Genomic DNA, 14,756 nt, shown 5'->3' with positions numbered 1-14,756 from the left:
GAATAGTGCCGTCATCCTCCGTGACGGACAGGGGAAAACGACGATCAGTTACCATTCTCTGCCCTCTGACCACCGGCTCCGATCAGGAACTGGCGGCGGATGGTGCCGTAGTCTTCAAGCTCCAGCTCCACCGCCAGCCCGTAGGGCAGCAGGTCGCGCTGGGTCCACTCCTCCTTCCACTGTCCCTTGTCGTAGAAATAGAGGCGCAGCGCCGTCACGCCGGTCAGCACGGGCTGAATGCGCGGCTCGGTGCCAATGGCCGGATCCGGATAGAGGTAGCTCAACCGCTCCAGGGTCTGCCCCTTGAGACGCCAACCCACTCGTTGCAGGCCGGAGCGCGGCAGTATGCCGTCCGGATTGAGCCAGCCGCCGCGAATGAAGGCCATGCCCCAATCATCGCTCTGCTGGCCGAAGCGGGACGCCGCCAGCAGCACCTTGTTGTTCTCGCCGTCGATGCGACCGCTGCGCGGCACCATCTGGGTAATGTCCCGCTCCAGCAGGCTGAAGGCGAGCTGCAATTCCGAAAGGCGGGCCTCCTTGCGCTTGGCCACCTCGTCGCTGGTCAGCACCCCTTGCAGCACCTGATAGGCCCCCAGGCTCAGGGTGGCGAAGATGGCGATGGCCACCAGCATCTCAAGCAGGGTAAAGCCGCGGTGGCGCGATGGGCGGGGGTTGCTCTGGATCATCGGCTGACACCGGCTCCGGATCATGGACGCACGTTGATGAATGTTCATCGGCTGAGATAGGTCCGGATCATGGCCACCGGGCTCTCGGCCTTGGGCGCAGTGCGCACTTCCATGTCCAGCGCCCTGAAGTTGCTGTCCGCCGTGGCGACGCCGCGATAGCGCCAGTACCAGGTCTGCCCGGCCATCTCCTCGTCCCCTTCCACCCAGCTGTCTCCCGGCCACTTGCCTTCGAGCTTCTGCTGCACCAGCTGATTCTCCACCACCCAGGTCGCCAGGGTCTTCTGCTCCAGATAATTGAGGCCGGCCAGGTGTTCGCTCGCGGTCTTCATCACCGCCAGCCCGGCGATGGCAAACACCGCCAGGGCCACCATGACCTCCAGCAGCGTCATGCCGCACACCCGGGCGGGGCCGCCCGACAGAGCGGTGCGACGCGCTAGAACGCCCCCTGCGGGCCTGGTGCTCCTCACTCTTCTTCCTCTTCATCCTGCAACAGGGAGAGACGACCGAACTCGTCCCCCCTGACGGTACGCAGGTAGTGCAGATCCTCGTCCTGCTGGCTCAGGGTCAGCACGAAGGGAGAGAGCTCTCCCCCCGGAAAGACCAGGATCTGGGGTGTCCGCTCGCGCTCGTCCCGACCCTGCTCCTGGCGTTCGTCCGACGCAGTACGCCAGTTGAAACCTTCCAGCTCCACCGCCAGGGTCATCCCCTCCGGCAACGTCACCGGCCCCAGCAGCTTGTCACCGGTCAGTGCGCGCCACTTGCGATCCTTGGGATCCCGGGACATAAACTTCCAGCCGTTCTCCTCGACCCGCAGCCCCAGCAGCCTGCCATCCATGACCGAATACTCCTGGGCCTGCTGCAGGGTCGCCATGAAGCGGCGCGCCTGCTTGTCGAGCTCCCGATCCCCCCTGGCGCCCCCCATGCTGAGGGTGACGGCGGTCGCCACCAGTCCCATCAACATGGCGACCAGCAACACTTCCAGCAGGGTAAAACCGGCCTGGTGACGGGCCCAAGAGGCCACCTTCATTCAGGCAGCCCCGGGGGGACGCAGTGAGCACGACGCGGCGGAATCACTTATTGGAAGTCCTTCAGGTTCCAGTTGCCGATGTCGTCATCGGTCCCGGCTTCGCCGTCCATCCCCATGGAGAAGATGTCGATCTTGCCGAACTGGCCCGGGCTCAGCATCTGGTACGGGTTGCCCCAGGGATCCTGCGGCAGGCGCTTGATGTAGCCCCCTTCACGGTAGCTGCGCGGCTCAGGGGATGCGGTCGGCTTGTTGACCAGGGCATCCAGCCCCTGCTCGGTGGTGGGGTAGCGGTTGTTGTCCAGCTTGTACATGTCGAGGGCGTTTTCCAGCGCCACTATGTCGGAGACCGCTTTTTGCTGATCCGCCTTCTCCTTGTTGCCCATCAGGTTGGGCACCACCAGGCTGGCCAGGATCCCCAGGATCACGATGACCACCATCACTTCCAGCAGGGTAAAACCCGATTGACGACGCTTTTGCATGACTGACTCCCTAACGAAATGAGATGGCATGAGCCATCAACGATAAATTGTTAAACCTCGATCGTTCGATGACGCCTGTCGGCTAATCGAACCTGCGGAGTTGATTGGATTGGTAGGTTCGAATAGCGAAGCGTATTCGAACGTCCGAACCTCACAAATTCACCATGTTGTTGAGCTCCAGGATCGGCTGCAGGATCGACATCACGATAAACAGCACCACCCCGGCCATGGAGACCACCAGCATGGGCTCGAACACCCCGAGGGCGATGTTCACCTGGGTTTCGAACTCCCTGTCCTGGTTGTCCGCCGCCCGCTCCAGCATGCTGTCGAGCTCGCCGCTCTGCTCGCCCGAGGCGATCATGTGCAGCATCATGGGCGGAAAAATTCTGGTTTCATCCAGCGACTTGCGCAGGCTGGTCCCCTCCCGCACCCGCTCGGTGGCCTCACCGATGCGCATGCGGGCATAGTCGTTGGAGAGCACTTCGCCGGCGATCTTCATTCCCTCCAGCAGGGGCACAGCGCTGGCGTTGAGGATGCTCAGGGTGCGGGCAAAGCGGGCGGTGTTGAGACCGCGGCTGACCCGACCGATCACCGGCAGGCGCAGTATCACCTGGTGCCAGCGACGACGACGCTTGTCGTCGGTCAGCCACCAGCGCCAGACCAGGCCGCCAATGCCAAGCAGCAGCAGGAACCAGAGGCCGTAGTGCTGCAACAGCTCGCTGGTGCCGATGAGGAAACGGGTGGTGCCCGGCAGTTGCTGGCCCATGTGTTCGAACTGGGCCACCACCTTGGGCACCACGGCGGTGAGCAGGATGGAGATGACCCCCACCGCCACCAGGGTGAGGACGATGGGATAGATCATCGCCTGCAGCAGCTTGGTGCGCATGTGCTGGCGCTGCTCTGTGTAATCGGCGAGACGGTTGAGCACCTTCTCCAGGTGACCGGACTTCTCGCCGGCCGCCACCATGGAGCGGAACAGCTGGTCGAACACATGGGGGAAGGCCCCCAGCGAATCGGCCAGGGAATACCCCTCCACCACCTTGCTGCGCACCGTCGCCACCAGGCTGCGCAGGTGGGCCTTCTCGCACTGTTCGGCGACCGCCTTGAGGGCCTCCTCGATGGTGAGACCGGCCCCCACCAGGGTCGCCAGCTGGCGGGTGATGAGGGCAAGCTCCGAGGTGGAGGCGCCACGGCGAAACAGCACGAAGCGGTTCGCCTCCCGTTTGGCCTTCTCGGTGGTCTCGTTCACCTCGAGGGGGGTCAGCCCCTGCTCGCGCAGCAGCTGGCGCACCTGGCGGGCGGAATCCCCTTCCAGCACGCCGCTCTTGTTGCGCCCCTTGCCGTCGAGGGCCTTGTATTCAAATGCCGCCATCTCAGTCTTCCCGGGTCACGCGCAGCACCTCTTCGAGGCTGGTCTGCCCCTTGAGCACCTTGTCGATGCCGTCGCGGCGGATGCTGGGGGTGTGACCCCGGATCAGCCGCTCGATGGCCAGCTCGCCGCTGGCGCTGTGGATCGCCTCGCGCACCGCCTCGTCCACCACCACCAGCTCGTGGATGCCGGTCCGGCCGCGATAGCCGGTGTGGTTGCACTGCTCGCAGCCCACCGGACGCCAGATCTGCTGATCCGGCGCAAGCTCGATGCCCATGGCAACACGCTCCTGCTCGGTGACAGGGTGCGGTGCGCGGCAATCCGGGCAGAGAGTGCGCACCAGCCGCTGGGCCAGTACCGCCAGGAGCGACGAGGAGAGCAGGAAGGGCTCGATCCCCATGTCCCGCATCCGGGTAATGGCGCCGATGGCGGTGTTGGTGTGCAGGGTCGACATCACCAGGTGACCGGTGAGGGATGCCTGCACCGCGATCTGGGCGGTCTCGAGGTCACGGATTTCCCCCACCATCACCACGTCCGGATCCTGGCGCAGAATGGCGCGCAGGCCCCGGGCGAAGGTCATGTCCACCTTGCTGTTGACCTGGGTCTGGCCCACCCCTTCGAGGTCATATTCGATGGGGTCTTCGACGGTCAGGATGTTGCGATCCCGGGAGTTGATCTCCGAGAGGGCCGCATAAAGGGTGGTGGACTTGCCCGAACCGGTCGGGCCCGTCACCAGGATGATGCCGTGGGGCTTGCGAATGAGTTCGCTGATGATGTTGCGGTTGGCCAGCGTCATGCCGAGCTGCTTGAGCTCGAGGCGCACGTTGTTCTTGTCGAGCAGTCGCAATACCACCCGCTCGCCGTAGCTGGAGGGCATGGTGGAGACCCGCACGTCGACGGCGCGGCCGCCGATGCGCAGTGAGATGCGGCCATCCTGGGGCACCCGCTTCTCGGCGATGTCCATGCGCGACATGACCTTGATGCGCGACACCAGCAGGGAGGCGAGTTTGCGATGGGGGCGCAGGATCTCCCGCAGCACCCCATCGATGCGAAAACGGATCACCAGGGCCCGCTCGAAGGTCTCGATGTGGATGTCGGACGCCTCTTCTTTTATCGCCTCGCTCAACATGGCATTGATGAGACGAATGATGGGGGCGTCGTCGTCGGCATCCAGCAGATCCTCGCTCTGGGGCAGCTCTTCGGCCAGGGCAAAGAAGTCCATCTCGTTGCCGAGATCCTCCATCAACTGACGCGCCTCGGAGGAGTCACGCTGATAGTGGGCCATCAGGAGCGTCTCGAACTCGTCGTTGCCAAGCTGCTCCACCGCGAAGGCACAGCCCGCCACCCGGCGCACCTCCAGCAGGGTCTGGGGGGAGATCCCCTGACGACAGAGCAGTACCGGGGCACCCTGGCGCTCGGTCAGGATGGCCCCGAAGTTGCGGGCAAACGCGAACGGCAGTTCCGGCAGGGGAGCCGGCAGCTCGCTGCCATCGAGCTGGTAGGCGGCCATCAGGGCTTGCTCTGCACGAAGGGCTGCTCCTGCACCTGGGCGCGCACGCCGGTGGCGGTCGCCTGCTGCTGGGCCTGCATTCTCTGGATCTGCTGCTGCACCTCGGGGGACATCATCACGTCCTGGCCATAGGCAGGCAGCACCTGGCGAGCCGGCGAGGTGGCATAGCCCTCTTCCGCAGCCCGGCTCAGCTGTTCGGCCCTGAACAGGGTGTACTTGTTGCTGGAGACCCCGGAGTAGACATTGGCGTCACGCAATATGGTCGGGCGGATGAAGACCATCAGGTTGCGCTTGGCGGTGGAGGTCTTGGAGGAACGGAACAGGTAGCCCAGCACCGGAATGTCCCCGAGCAGGGGCACCTTGGAGATCTGCTCCTGGGTCTGCTCGTCCATCAGGCCGCCCAGCACCACTGTCTCGCCGCTCTTGACCAGCACGGCGTTCTTCACGGTGCGAGTATCGAAGGTGGGGCCCAGGTTGGCGGTCCCGGTCGCCTGCTTCTGTGCCACGCTGGAGACTTCCTGCTCGATGTTGAGCAGCACGGAATCTCCTTCGTTGATCTGGGGCGTCACCACCAGCTTGGTCCCCACCGTCTTGCGCTCTATGGTGTTGAACACCTGATCGCTGGTGGTGGAGCTCTGGGAGCCGCTCTGCACCGGCACTTCCTGACCGACGTTGAAGGAGGCCTCCTTGTTGTCCATGGTGACGATGCTCGGGGTGGAGAGAATATCGTTCTTGCTGTTGGTGGAGAGCGCCGTCACCAGCGCCGCCCAGTCCCCGTGATAGAAGCCTGCCGCCATGCCGCTGAAGCTGCCCGCCAGGGATGACAGACCGTCGGTGTTGCCGTTGTCTTTGTAATCCTTGGCGGCGATGGCCAGGGAGCCGATGGGCAGACCGGTGTCGGTGAACTGGGTGCCGCCGCCATTGGTGTTGGCCCACTGCACCCCGAGGTTCATGCCGTCACCATCCGATATCTCGACGATGATGGCCTCCACCAGCACCTGGGCACGGCGAATGTCGAGCTTGGCGATGACCTGCTCCAGCTCGGCCATCACGTCCGGCTGGGCGGTGATCACCAGGGCATTGGTGGTCTCGTCGGCGGAGATGGCGAGCTGGCCTCCGCCGATGCTGGCGCCGCCCGTGGCCGTGGCAGCCGCCCCGCCCTTCTTGTCGGCGGCGATGCTGGAGCTGACCCCCTTGAGGACGTCCACCAGATCCTTGGCCTTGCCATATTTCAGGTAGAAGACCCGGGTGTTGCCCTGGCTCTGCAGATCCCGGTCGAGCTGGCGCACCATCTGGATGATGCGGGCACGGGCCTTGGGCTCGCCGCTGATGACCACGGAGTTGGTGCGCTCGTCGGCCACCACCTTGGGGGAGAGCAGCAGCGAGGCGTTGGCCCCCTGATTGCTGCCATCCTTGTTGAGGTTGGTCACCAGCCGCACCATCTCGCCGGCGGAGGCGAACTTGAGCTTGATGACGTCCATGTCCTGATCCCCCGCCTTGTCCACCCGGCGAACCACCTCCACCAGGCGATTCACCACGGCGGCGCGGCCGGTGATGAGCAGCACGTTGGAGGGCTCGTAGTGGACCACGTTGCCGCCGCCGGCGTTGTCGTTGAGCTGACGCAGCAGGGGGGCCAGTTCACGGACCGAGACATTGCGCACCGGCACGACCCGGGTCACCATCTCGTCACCCACGCCGGGGTTGGTGTCATCCACCACGGGGATGGCCGAGGTCTTGGCATCCTTGGAGCGCACCACCTTGAGCACGCCGTTGTTCATGGGCACCACGGCAAAGCCGTAAACGTCGAGCACGCTCAGGAAGAACTGGTAGTACTGATCCTCGTTGAGCAGGTCATAGCTGCGCACGTTGATCTTGCCGCGTACCGATGGCTCTATGATGATGGTTTTGTTCAGGTTCTTGCCGACCGTGTTGATGAACTCCTCGATGTCGGCGTTCTTGAAACTGGCGGAATACTCGGTGGCCCAGGCAGAACCGGCCATCATCAAGGCTGCCGCCATGGTGGCCAGACGCCAGCCCTTCCCTTTATTTGTCATTCTTGGTGCTACTCCAATTCATTATTCTGACAAGCCGACATAGACGTCGTAGAGCTGTCCTTGCCGCTCGACGGTGACGGTCATTTCCGTGGCGCCCGCCACCTGCTGCATCGCCTGCATGGCCTGGGCGTTGTCACGCAGATCCAGGCCGTTGATGCTGACCGCCAGATCGTTGGCGACCAGTCCGAGTTGATTGAACAGTTCCGGATTGCGACCCGGGTTGAGGCGATAGCCGGTCATGCGACCGTCCACCCGGACCGGAGAAATATTGAGGTAATCGGTGATCTTGCCCGGGTTGCCCAGCAGTTCGCTGCGCACGGAGGAGAGCCCCTCCTGGCGGGCCGGTTTGGGCAGGGGCTTGCCATACTCCTCCCCGTCCAGCATCAGGGTCTCGTCACGGCCGTCCCGGGCGATGATGACCCGATCGGCAAACACCTGGCGTATCCTGGCCTGGGTACCGTCGATGTAGTCCCCGATGCCGTAAGAGTTCTGTGTCCCGTTGTGGGCGATGATGGCGATGGACTTGGCGGGATCCGAGCTTGCCAGCACCCCGTTGAGCTGGGCGTTGAGCTGGGTTTTCGGGGCATCCGCCGCCACCGTCTCTGCCGCCTTGTCCGCCTGGGGTTGCAGCGCCTTGCCAAAGAGAGAGAGGCGGCTGAGGTTGCCAAGATCGAGGCGATCGCCACCACTCCCCTGCACCGAGGTGACCGAGGGTTGCCAGGGGGTCAGGGGAGCGGGCTGGGCCAGTTCGTACAGGCGCCAGGTGAGCACGGCACACTGCTGGGCCAGCAACAGCAGCAGAAGCCAGAACAGGGGCTGGCTGAAACGGGAAAGTGGCATGGCCTTGCAGCGAGCCAGAAGGGAAGTCAACAAATCATCCCTGAACGGTAGCGTCATCTTTCTCAAAATTGTCTGGCATCCAAGTCGGTTGGCTATTGTGTACGGCAATGGACCCAGAGACAACCGACCGGATGGGACCAAGGGGTGAAAATTCAGTTTCCGTCACACCCGGATGCCCCCTGTTTCTATCCCGGGGCCCGCCTCTGGTATAATCAGGCACCTTTTCAGCCATCCCGGAGCCGATCCATGTCGAATCCAGCACAAAGCAGCACTCAGGTCCGTCTCGACAAGTGGCTGTGGGCCGCCCGCTTTTACAAGACCCGCAGTCTGGCGCGGGATCAGATCGACGGCGGCAAGGTGCACTACAACGGCCAGCGCACCAAGCCGGGCAAGGCGGTCGAGGTCGGCGCCCTGGTGCGATTCTGGCAAGGCCAGGACGAGCGGGAGGTGCGGGTGCTCGAGGTGAGCGAGCAGCGCAAATCCGCCCCGCTGGCCCAGCAACTCTATGAAGAGACAGAGGCCAGCCTGAAGAAACGGGCCGAAAACAGCGAAGCCCGCCGCTTCAACAGCCAGTTTGCCCCAAGCCCGGAACGCCGACCCGACAAGCAGGAGCGACGCCAGCTTATCCGGGTCAAGCAATCCTAATCCGCGTCTGTGGCCCCTTTATGACGACAGGTGGAGGAATTAGTTCCTAACCACCTGTTTAACAATGTGTTTATTTTTCCCCAAGAACATCCTAGGAAACCATGATGAGTAACCAAGACCTCCTGTATCGCTATCTGTTCGAAGAGTACGAAGTGCGTGGGGAGCTGGTCCAGCTGGATCGTACCTACCGCCACATCATCGACGCCCAGAACTACCCGGTACAGGTGCAGCACCTGCTGGGCGAGCTGCTGGTTGCCACCAGCCTGCTGACCGCCACCCTCAAGTTCGAAGGCTCCATCACGGTGCAGCTGCAGGGGGACGGTCCGGTACGTCTGGCCGTCATCAACGGCGACAACAACCAGCAATTGCGCGGCGTGGCACGCTATGAAGGGGAGCTGCCGACGGACGGCAAGCTGCAAAGCCTGATCGGCAACGGCCATCTGGTCATCACCATCACCCCGGATCAAGGAGAGCGCTATCAGGGCATCATCGCCCTGGAGGCCGACACCCTGGCGGCCTGCCTGGAGCACTACTTCGCCCAGTCCGAACAACTCGCCACCCGCCTCTGGATCCGCACCGGCCACCACGAGGGCGAGCCCCGTGCTGCGGGCATCCTGCTGCAGGAGCTGCCGGCCCAGAGCGAGGATCACAGCGAAGATTTCGACCACCTGGTCCAGCTCACCACCACCATCAAGGACGAAGAGCTGTTCGGTCTGGACGCCGAAGAGATCCTCTACCGCCTCTACCACCAGGACAAGGTACGGGTGTTCGATCCCCAGGCCATCGAGTTCCGCTGCACCTGCTCCCGCGCCCGTTGCGAAGGGGCCTTGCTGCAGATAGACAAGGAGGAAGCGGTATCCATGGTGCAGGAGCTCGGCAAGATAGACATGCACTGCGATTACTGCGGCGCCCACTACGAATTCGACGGGATAGACATCGAAACCCTGTTCAGCAGGGCTCCCGGTAATGATGCAAACCAGTTACACTAATCAAAGGCGGGCAAAACCCGCCTTTAACTTAAATAACAAAAAAATACCCTATTTTATAAAGTTTGATGGCGATCGCTAAAAACTACCACCTAGGTGGTAGCATGAACGTCAGATAGAACCCTACACACCTCTGAACCCAGGAGAATACAATGACAATCGTGGTAGAACCCACCCTGGCCCAACAACTGAAGCTGGACCAATACGGTATCAAAAACAGCCAGGAAATCGTTCGCAACCCCTCCTATGAGCAGCTTTTCGCTGAAGAGACCCGCTCAGACCTTGAGGGCTTCGAACGTGGCGTCGTCACCGAGCTTGGCGCCGTCAACGTCAACACCGGCATCTTCACCGGCCGCTCCCCTAAAGATAAATATATCGTCAAAGATGCCACTACCCAGGATACTGTGTGGTGGTCTGACCAGGGTAAAAACGATAACAAGGCGATTACCCCGGAAGTGTGGTCACATCTGAAAGGGCTGGTCACCAAACAGCTCTCCGGCAAGCGTCTGTTCGTGGTGGACGGCTTCTGCGGCGCCAACCCGGACACCCGCCTGGCGGTGCGCATCATCACCGAGGTGGCCTGGCAGGCGCACTTCGTGAAGAACATGTTCATCCGCCCGAGCGAAGAGGAGCTGAAGACCTTCAAACCGGACTTCGTGGTGATGAACGGTGCCAAGTGCACCAACCCGAACTGGAAGGAGCAGGGTCTCAACTCCGAGAACTTCGTCGCCTTCAACATGACCGAGAAGATGCAACTCATCGGCGGCACCTGGTACGGTGGCGAGATGAAGAAGGGCATGTTCTCCATGATGAACTACTTCCTGCCCCTGCGCGGCATCGCCTCCATGCACTGCTCCGCCAACGTGGGCAAGGATGGGGACGTGGCCATCTTCTTCGGCCTCTCCGGCACCGGCAAGACCACCCTCTCCACCGATCCCAAGCGTCAGCTGATCGGCGATGACGAGCACGGCTGGGATGATCACGGCGTGTTCAACTTCGAAGGGGGCTGCTACGCCAAGACCATCAAGCTCTCCGAAGAGGCCGAGCCGGACATCTACCACGCCATCCGCCGCGATGCGCTGCTGGAGAACGTGACCGTGGCCGCCGATGGCACCATCGACTTCGACGACGGTTCCCGCACCGAGAATACCCGGGTCTCCTACCCCATCTATCACATCGACAACATCGTCAAGCCGGTCTCCAAGGCGGGTCACGCCACCAAGGTGATCTTCCTGACCGCAGACGCCTTCGGTGTGCTGCCCCCGGTCGCCAAGCTGACCAAGGAGCAGACCAAGTACCACTTCCTGTCGGGCTTTACCGCCAAGCTGGCCGGTACCGAGCGCGGCATCACAGAGCCGACCCCGACCTTCTCCTCCTGCTTCGGCGCGGCTTTCCTCAGCCTGCACCCGACCAAGTACGGCCAGGAGCTGGTCAAACGGATGGAAGCGGCAGGGGCTGAAGCCTACCTGGTCAACACCGGCTGGAACGGTACCGGCAAGCGGATCTCCATCAAGGATACCCGTGGCATCATCGACGCCATCCTGGATGGTTCCATCGAGAAGGCGCCGACCAAGGTACTGCCGGTGTTCAACCTGGAAGTGCCGACCGAGCTGCCGGGCGTCAACCCCGCCATCCTGGATCCGCGAGACACTTACGCCGACCAGGCCGAGTGGGATGCCAAGGCGGCCGATCTGGCCGGGCGCTTCATCAAGAACTTCGAGCGCTTCACCGACAACGACGAAGGCAAACGCCTGGTCGCGGCGGGCCCGCAGCTGTAAGAAACGCACCTCGCGTCTCACAATCCCGTACCGGTCAGCCCTGCTGGCCGGTATTTTTTTGGCCGATGCGCGGCATATGGCTCCCGCCAAGCCTTGCCTTGACGGCCCTTGCGCGTTAGATTCAGCCAAACTTTATACAATATACAATTTTGCAACCTGCCCGTGACCCCAGCATGACCCCACCTTACAAGACCCGAACCCAGATGGTGATGGAGAACCTCCGCGGCCGGATATTGCGTGGCGAGTTTGCAGCGGGCGCCCCCCTGCGCCAGGACGCCATCGCCAAGGAGCTGGCGGTGAGCCGTATCCCGGTACGGGAAGCCCTGATGCAACTGGAAGCCCAGGGGCTGGTGAAGTTCGAGGCCCATCGCGGCGCCGTGGTGACCATGCTGGATGCCTCGGCCATCGAGGAGCTCTTTTATTTGCGGGCACTGCTCGAAGCCGATACCCTGTTCCACGCCGTCGACCTGATGACGGAGGAGACCTTCGCCCAGGCGCAAGCCATCCTCGCCCAGTTTGATCTGGCGCTGGAGTCTGGCACCCAGATCGAACACTGGGCCGAGTTGAATCACCGCTTTCACGCCACCCTCTACCAGGCAGCCAATCGCCCCCAGGCACTGGAACTGATCGCCCAGATCAATCTGAGCTGCGACCGCTATGTGCGTTTCGAACTGCTGTTCGCCCAGGGCGGCGTGGACAAGGCCGAGCGGGAGCACGCCCGACTCCTTGAACTGTGCCGCGCCCGGCGCAAGCACGAAGCAGTGGTACTGCTCAAGCAACACATCGAGGCGGCAGGCCAGTCGATCAGACAGATCCTGGCAAGCGGCCACCATCAATGAACACTCACATCACCACAAGCTGGCAATAACGACATGAACCATTTCGAGATTATTGAAACCCGCGTCGCCCAGGTCAGGGCCACACTGGCCACGCTGGAGCTGGACGCCTTCATCGTTCCCCACGACGACGAGCATCTGGGGGAGTACATTCCCGCCTATGCCGAGCGGCTGGACTGGATCACGGGTTTCAACGGCTCCGCCGGGCTCGCCATCATCATGGCGCATCGGGCGGCCCTGTTCATCGACGGTCGTTATACCGTGCAGGCCCGCATGCAGGCGCCGGCCGAGCTGTTCGAGTTTCTCCACCTCAATGAAGACCCCCACGTGCAGTGGCTGGCGGAGCAGTTGCCCTCAGGCTCCCGGGTCGGTTTCGATGCCCGCCTGCACAGCCTGGCCTGGTATCACAATGCCAAGGCGGTGCTGACCGAGCGCGGCATCGAGCTGGTGCGCATCGACGAGAACCCCATCGATCTGCACTGGAGCGATCGTCCCGCCCCGACCAAGAGCCCTGTCATCCTCTACAGCGAGGAGCTGGCGGGCCAGTCCAGCCAGGCCAAGCGCGAAATGCTGGCCAGCGATCTGCGCAAGCGCGGGCTGGATGCGGTGCTGCTGACCCAGGCCGAGCCCATCAACTGGCTGCTCAACCTGCGTGGTCGCGACGTGGAACGCCTGCCGGTGGTGCTGGGCTTTGCGGTGCTCTACGCCAACACCACCATGGATTTCTTCGTCGATACCGACAAGATCGACTGCTTCGCCTTCAGCCAGCACGTGGGGCAGGATGTCTCCGTCTACCCCATCGACAAGCTGGGTGACGTGTTGCAGCGCATCGGCGAGGATCAGCAGAAGGTGCTGGCCGACCCCAACACCGCCAACGCCTGGACCCAGCTCGTGATGGAAGAGGCGGGCGCCATTCTGGTGGCCGGCCAGGATCCCACCATGCTGCCCAAGGCGTGCAAGAACCCCGTGGAGCTGGCCGGCATGCGTGCCGCCCACCTGCGCGACGGCGTTGCCGTCACCCGCTTCCTGGCCTGGCTGGATCGCCTGATCGCCAGCGGCGAGTTCGACGGTGTGGACGAAGGTACCCTGGCCGACCAGCTGGAAGCCTTCCGCCACGAGCAGGAGCACTATGTGGAGCCGAGCTTCGACACCATCTCGGCACTCGGCCCCAACGCCGCCATGTGCCACTACCGCCACACCAACGGTACCCCGCGGGCCTTCGGCCAGGACAGCATCTATCTGGTGGACTCCGGCGCCCAGTATCTGGACGGCACCACCGACATCACCCGCACCGTCAAGGTGGGTGAGGTAACCGACGAGCACAGAGCCATGTTTACCCGGGTACTGCAGGGTCATATTGCCCTGGATCAGGCCCGCTTCCCCCGCGGCACTGCCGGCATCCAGCTCGACGTGCTGGCCCGCATGCCCCTGTGGCAAGCCGGTTACAACTACGACCATGGCACCGGACACGGAGTCGGCCACTTCCTCAGCGTGCACGAAGGCCCGCAGCGCATCGCCCCCAAGGGCAGCCTGGTGGCCCTGCAGCCGGGCATGGTGCTCTCCAACGAGCCGGGCTACTACCGGGAAGATGCCTTCGGCATCCGCTGTGAAAACCTGGTGGTGGTGACCGAACAGGAGGCCCGTGGCGAGCTGCCGATGCTGGGCTTCGAGCGACTGACCTATGTGCCGTTCGACATTCGCCTCATCGATCGCAGCCTGCTGAGCCCGGCGGAGTTCCGCTGGATCAACGAATACCATGCGGAGGTCTACCGCCGTCTGAGCCCGCTGTTGGAGGGCGAAGATCTCGCCTGGCTGGAGCAGGCGACCAGCCTCCTCTGATGACACAGGGCCTGCGGGCCCTGTTTCTTTATCTGCGGCATGCCACAAACGCCCCCCTTGCATCGACTCCCCGCCCCTTCTACCCTGTGCCTCCTTTTTGGCTGCCCCGCAGCAGAGACCCGATGAGAGGAGCCCCGATGCACTCGTCCCCCGTATTGCGCCTTGCCACCCACGCCGACATGCACGCCATCTGGCAGATAGATGCCGATGTATTCGGCGAGGATGTCTACCCCGGTTTCTTCTTTCGCCAGGCCATGGATCTGTGGCCCGAACTGCTGGTCGTCGCGGAGCGGGAAGACCGGCTGCTGGGCTATGCCCTGGGGGGGCTTGGTCAGGATCGGTCGCAGGGCTGGCTGCTTTCCCTCGCGGTGCGTCCCGAAGCGCGCGGCTTCGGCCTGGCCGAGCAAATGATGTTGCAGGTGGAGCAGGGACTGCTGAAACTGGAAGTTGAGCGGGTCAGACTGACCGTTGATCCCGCCAATCCGGCCCAGCGCCTCTACTTCAGGCTGGGTTATCAGCAGTTGGCAGAAGAGAGAGGCTACTTCGGGCCGGGCGAGGATCGCCTGCTGCTGGAAAAAGCCCTGACCTGACCATCCGTCACTGGCACGGGAGCCTTCCGGCCACATAATTGGTTACACTTTGCGGGTTTAATGCGCAATCTGGTTGGCGTAAAGTGCAATTCATCACCAGATTAATCCGATGCCCGC

At 62.9% G+C, this 14,756-nt stretch carries 14 protein-coding genes; 6 read left to right on the top strand and 8 right to left on the bottom strand.

Features of this window, described 5'->3' with window-relative positions; all coding sequences use genetic code 11:
* Nucleotides 1-44: 44 nt before the first annotated feature.
* From exeJ to exeC, 8 genes are all read right to left on the bottom strand, one after another.
* The gene (gene exeJ, locus BGO64_RS20780) at nucleotides 45-686 is read right to left on the bottom strand and encodes a GspJ family T2SS minor pseudopilin variant ExeJ (RefSeq protein WP_286701307.1); all 642 of its coding nucleotides are present in this window, start codon (nucleotides 684-686) and stop codon (nucleotides 45-47) included.
* Between the two features lie 44 nt (nucleotides 687-730).
* Nucleotides 731-1,084, bottom strand: coding sequence for a GspI family T2SS minor pseudopilin variant ExeI (exeI, locus tag BGO64_RS20775; RefSeq protein WP_286701308.1), 354 nt, complete (start codon nucleotides 1,082-1,084; stop codon nucleotides 731-733).
* Between the two features lie 65 nt (nucleotides 1,085-1,149).
* Nucleotides 1,150-1,713: a GspH family T2SS minor pseudopilin variant ExeH gene (gene exeH / locus BGO64_RS20770; protein WP_286701306.1), complete on the bottom strand. Its 564-nt coding sequence runs from the start codon at nucleotides 1,711-1,713 to the stop codon at nucleotides 1,150-1,152.
* A 47-nt stretch (nucleotides 1,714-1,760) separates the two neighbouring features.
* Nucleotides 1,761-2,192 (bottom strand): GspG family T2SS major pseudopilin variant ExeG, encoded by a 432-nt coding sequence (exeG, locus tag BGO64_RS20765; protein WP_286701305.1) that lies wholly within the window; start codon nucleotides 2,190-2,192, stop codon nucleotides 1,761-1,763.
* A 151-nt stretch (nucleotides 2,193-2,343) separates the two neighbouring features.
* Nucleotides 2,344-3,564, bottom strand: a complete 1,221-nt coding sequence (exeF, locus tag BGO64_RS20760) for a GspF family T2SS innner membrane protein variant ExeF (protein WP_286701304.1) — start codon at nucleotides 3,562-3,564, stop codon at nucleotides 2,344-2,346.
* A 1-nt stretch (nucleotide 3,565) separates the two neighbouring features.
* Complete coding sequence (gene exeE, locus BGO64_RS20755; RefSeq protein ID WP_042014784.1) at nucleotides 3,566-5,071, bottom strand: GspE family T2SS ATPase variant ExeE; 1,506 nt, start codon at nucleotides 5,069-5,071, stop codon at nucleotides 3,566-3,568.
* Nucleotides 5,071-7,125: a GspD family T2SS secretin variant ExeD gene (gene exeD, locus BGO64_RS20750; RefSeq protein WP_010675726.1), complete on the bottom strand. Its 2,055-nt coding sequence runs from the start codon at nucleotides 7,123-7,125 to the stop codon at nucleotides 5,071-5,073. The genes exeE and exeD overlap by 1 nt, the downstream gene beginning before the upstream one ends.
* 21 nt (nucleotides 7,126-7,146) lie before the next feature.
* A complete protein-coding gene (exeC, locus tag BGO64_RS20745; RefSeq protein ID WP_372587280.1) occupies nucleotides 7,147-7,995 on the bottom strand; it encodes a GspC family type II secretion system variant ExeC in 849 nt (282 codons plus the stop codon).
* 216 nt (nucleotides 7,996-8,211) lie between these two features.
* On the opposite strand from exeC, the gene hslR reads away from it, so the two are divergent.
* The 6 genes from hslR (at nucleotide 8,212) to BGO64_RS20715 (ending at nucleotide 14,639) form a co-directional block, all read left to right on the top strand.
* On the top strand, nucleotides 8,212-8,610 hold the full coding sequence (hslR, locus tag BGO64_RS20740) for a ribosome-associated heat shock protein Hsp15 (protein WP_010675728.1): 399 nt from the start codon (nucleotides 8,212-8,214) through the stop codon (nucleotides 8,608-8,610).
* A 104-nt stretch (nucleotides 8,611-8,714) separates the two neighbouring features.
* Nucleotides 8,715-9,599, top strand: a complete 885-nt coding sequence (gene hslO / locus BGO64_RS20735) for an Hsp33 family molecular chaperone HslO (protein ID WP_010675729.1) — start codon at nucleotides 8,715-8,717, stop codon at nucleotides 9,597-9,599.
* Nucleotides 9,600-9,748: 149 nt separating this feature from the next.
* On the top strand, nucleotides 9,749-11,374 hold the full coding sequence (pckA, locus tag BGO64_RS20730) for a phosphoenolpyruvate carboxykinase (ATP) (protein WP_010675730.1): 1,626 nt from the start codon (nucleotides 9,749-9,751) through the stop codon (nucleotides 11,372-11,374).
* 173 nt (nucleotides 11,375-11,547) lie between these two features.
* Entirely contained in the window at nucleotides 11,548-12,213 is a 666-nt protein-coding gene (locus BGO64_RS20725) for a GntR family transcriptional regulator (protein WP_029314822.1), read from the top strand.
* Nucleotides 12,214-12,246: 33 nt separating this feature from the next.
* Nucleotides 12,247-14,049, top strand: coding sequence for an aminopeptidase P family protein (locus tag BGO64_RS20720; protein WP_201894618.1), 1,803 nt, complete (start codon nucleotides 12,247-12,249; stop codon nucleotides 14,047-14,049).
* A gap of 137 nt (nucleotides 14,050-14,186) precedes the next feature.
* Nucleotides 14,187-14,639, top strand: coding sequence for a GNAT family N-acetyltransferase (locus tag BGO64_RS20715; RefSeq protein ID WP_182935213.1), 453 nt, complete (start codon nucleotides 14,187-14,189; stop codon nucleotides 14,637-14,639).
* Nucleotides 14,640-14,756 lie beyond the last annotated feature (117 nt).

Source organism: Aeromonas sp. 62-46, assembly GCF_001898585.1.
GTDB lineage: Bacteria > Pseudomonadota > Gammaproteobacteria > Enterobacterales > Aeromonadaceae > Aeromonas > Aeromonas caviae.
Note: the sequence above shows the minus strand (reverse complement) of the source record. Positions and strands in the feature narration are given on the sequence as shown.

Coding starts and splice junctions, on each gene's coding strand:
- exeJ (WP_286701307.1), bottom strand. CDS start 686: ATGATCCAGAGCAACCCCCGCCCATCGCGCCACCGCGGCTTTACCCTG.
- BGO64_RS20720 (WP_201894618.1), top strand. CDS start 12,247: ATGAACCATTTCGAGATTATTGAAACCCGCGTCGCCCAGGTCAGGGCC.
- hslR (WP_010675728.1), top strand. CDS start 8,212: ATGTCGAATCCAGCACAAAGCAGCACTCAGGTCCGTCTCGACAAGTGG.
- exeE (WP_042014784.1), bottom strand. CDS start 5,071: ATGGCCGCCTACCAGCTCGATGGCAGCGAGCTGCCGGCTCCCCTGCCG.
- BGO64_RS20725 (WP_029314822.1), top strand. CDS start 11,548: ATGACCCCACCTTACAAGACCCGAACCCAGATGGTGATGGAGAACCTC.
- exeH (WP_286701306.1), bottom strand. CDS start 1,713: ATGAAGGTGGCCTCTTGGGCCCGTCACCAGGCCGGTTTTACCCTGCTG.
- BGO64_RS20715 (WP_182935213.1), top strand. CDS start 14,187: ATGCACTCGTCCCCCGTATTGCGCCTTGCCACCCACGCCGACATGCAC.
- exeD (WP_010675726.1), bottom strand. CDS start 7,125: ATGACAAATAAAGGGAAGGGCTGGCGTCTGGCCACCATGGCGGCAGCC.
- exeF (WP_286701304.1), bottom strand. CDS start 3,564: ATGGCGGCATTTGAATACAAGGCCCTCGACGGCAAGGGGCGCAACAAG.
- pckA (WP_010675730.1), top strand. CDS start 9,749: ATGACAATCGTGGTAGAACCCACCCTGGCCCAACAACTGAAGCTGGAC.
- exeG (WP_286701305.1), bottom strand. CDS start 2,192: ATGCAAAAGCGTCGTCAATCGGGTTTTACCCTGCTGGAAGTGATGGTG.
- hslO (WP_010675729.1), top strand. CDS start 8,715: ATGAGTAACCAAGACCTCCTGTATCGCTATCTGTTCGAAGAGTACGAA.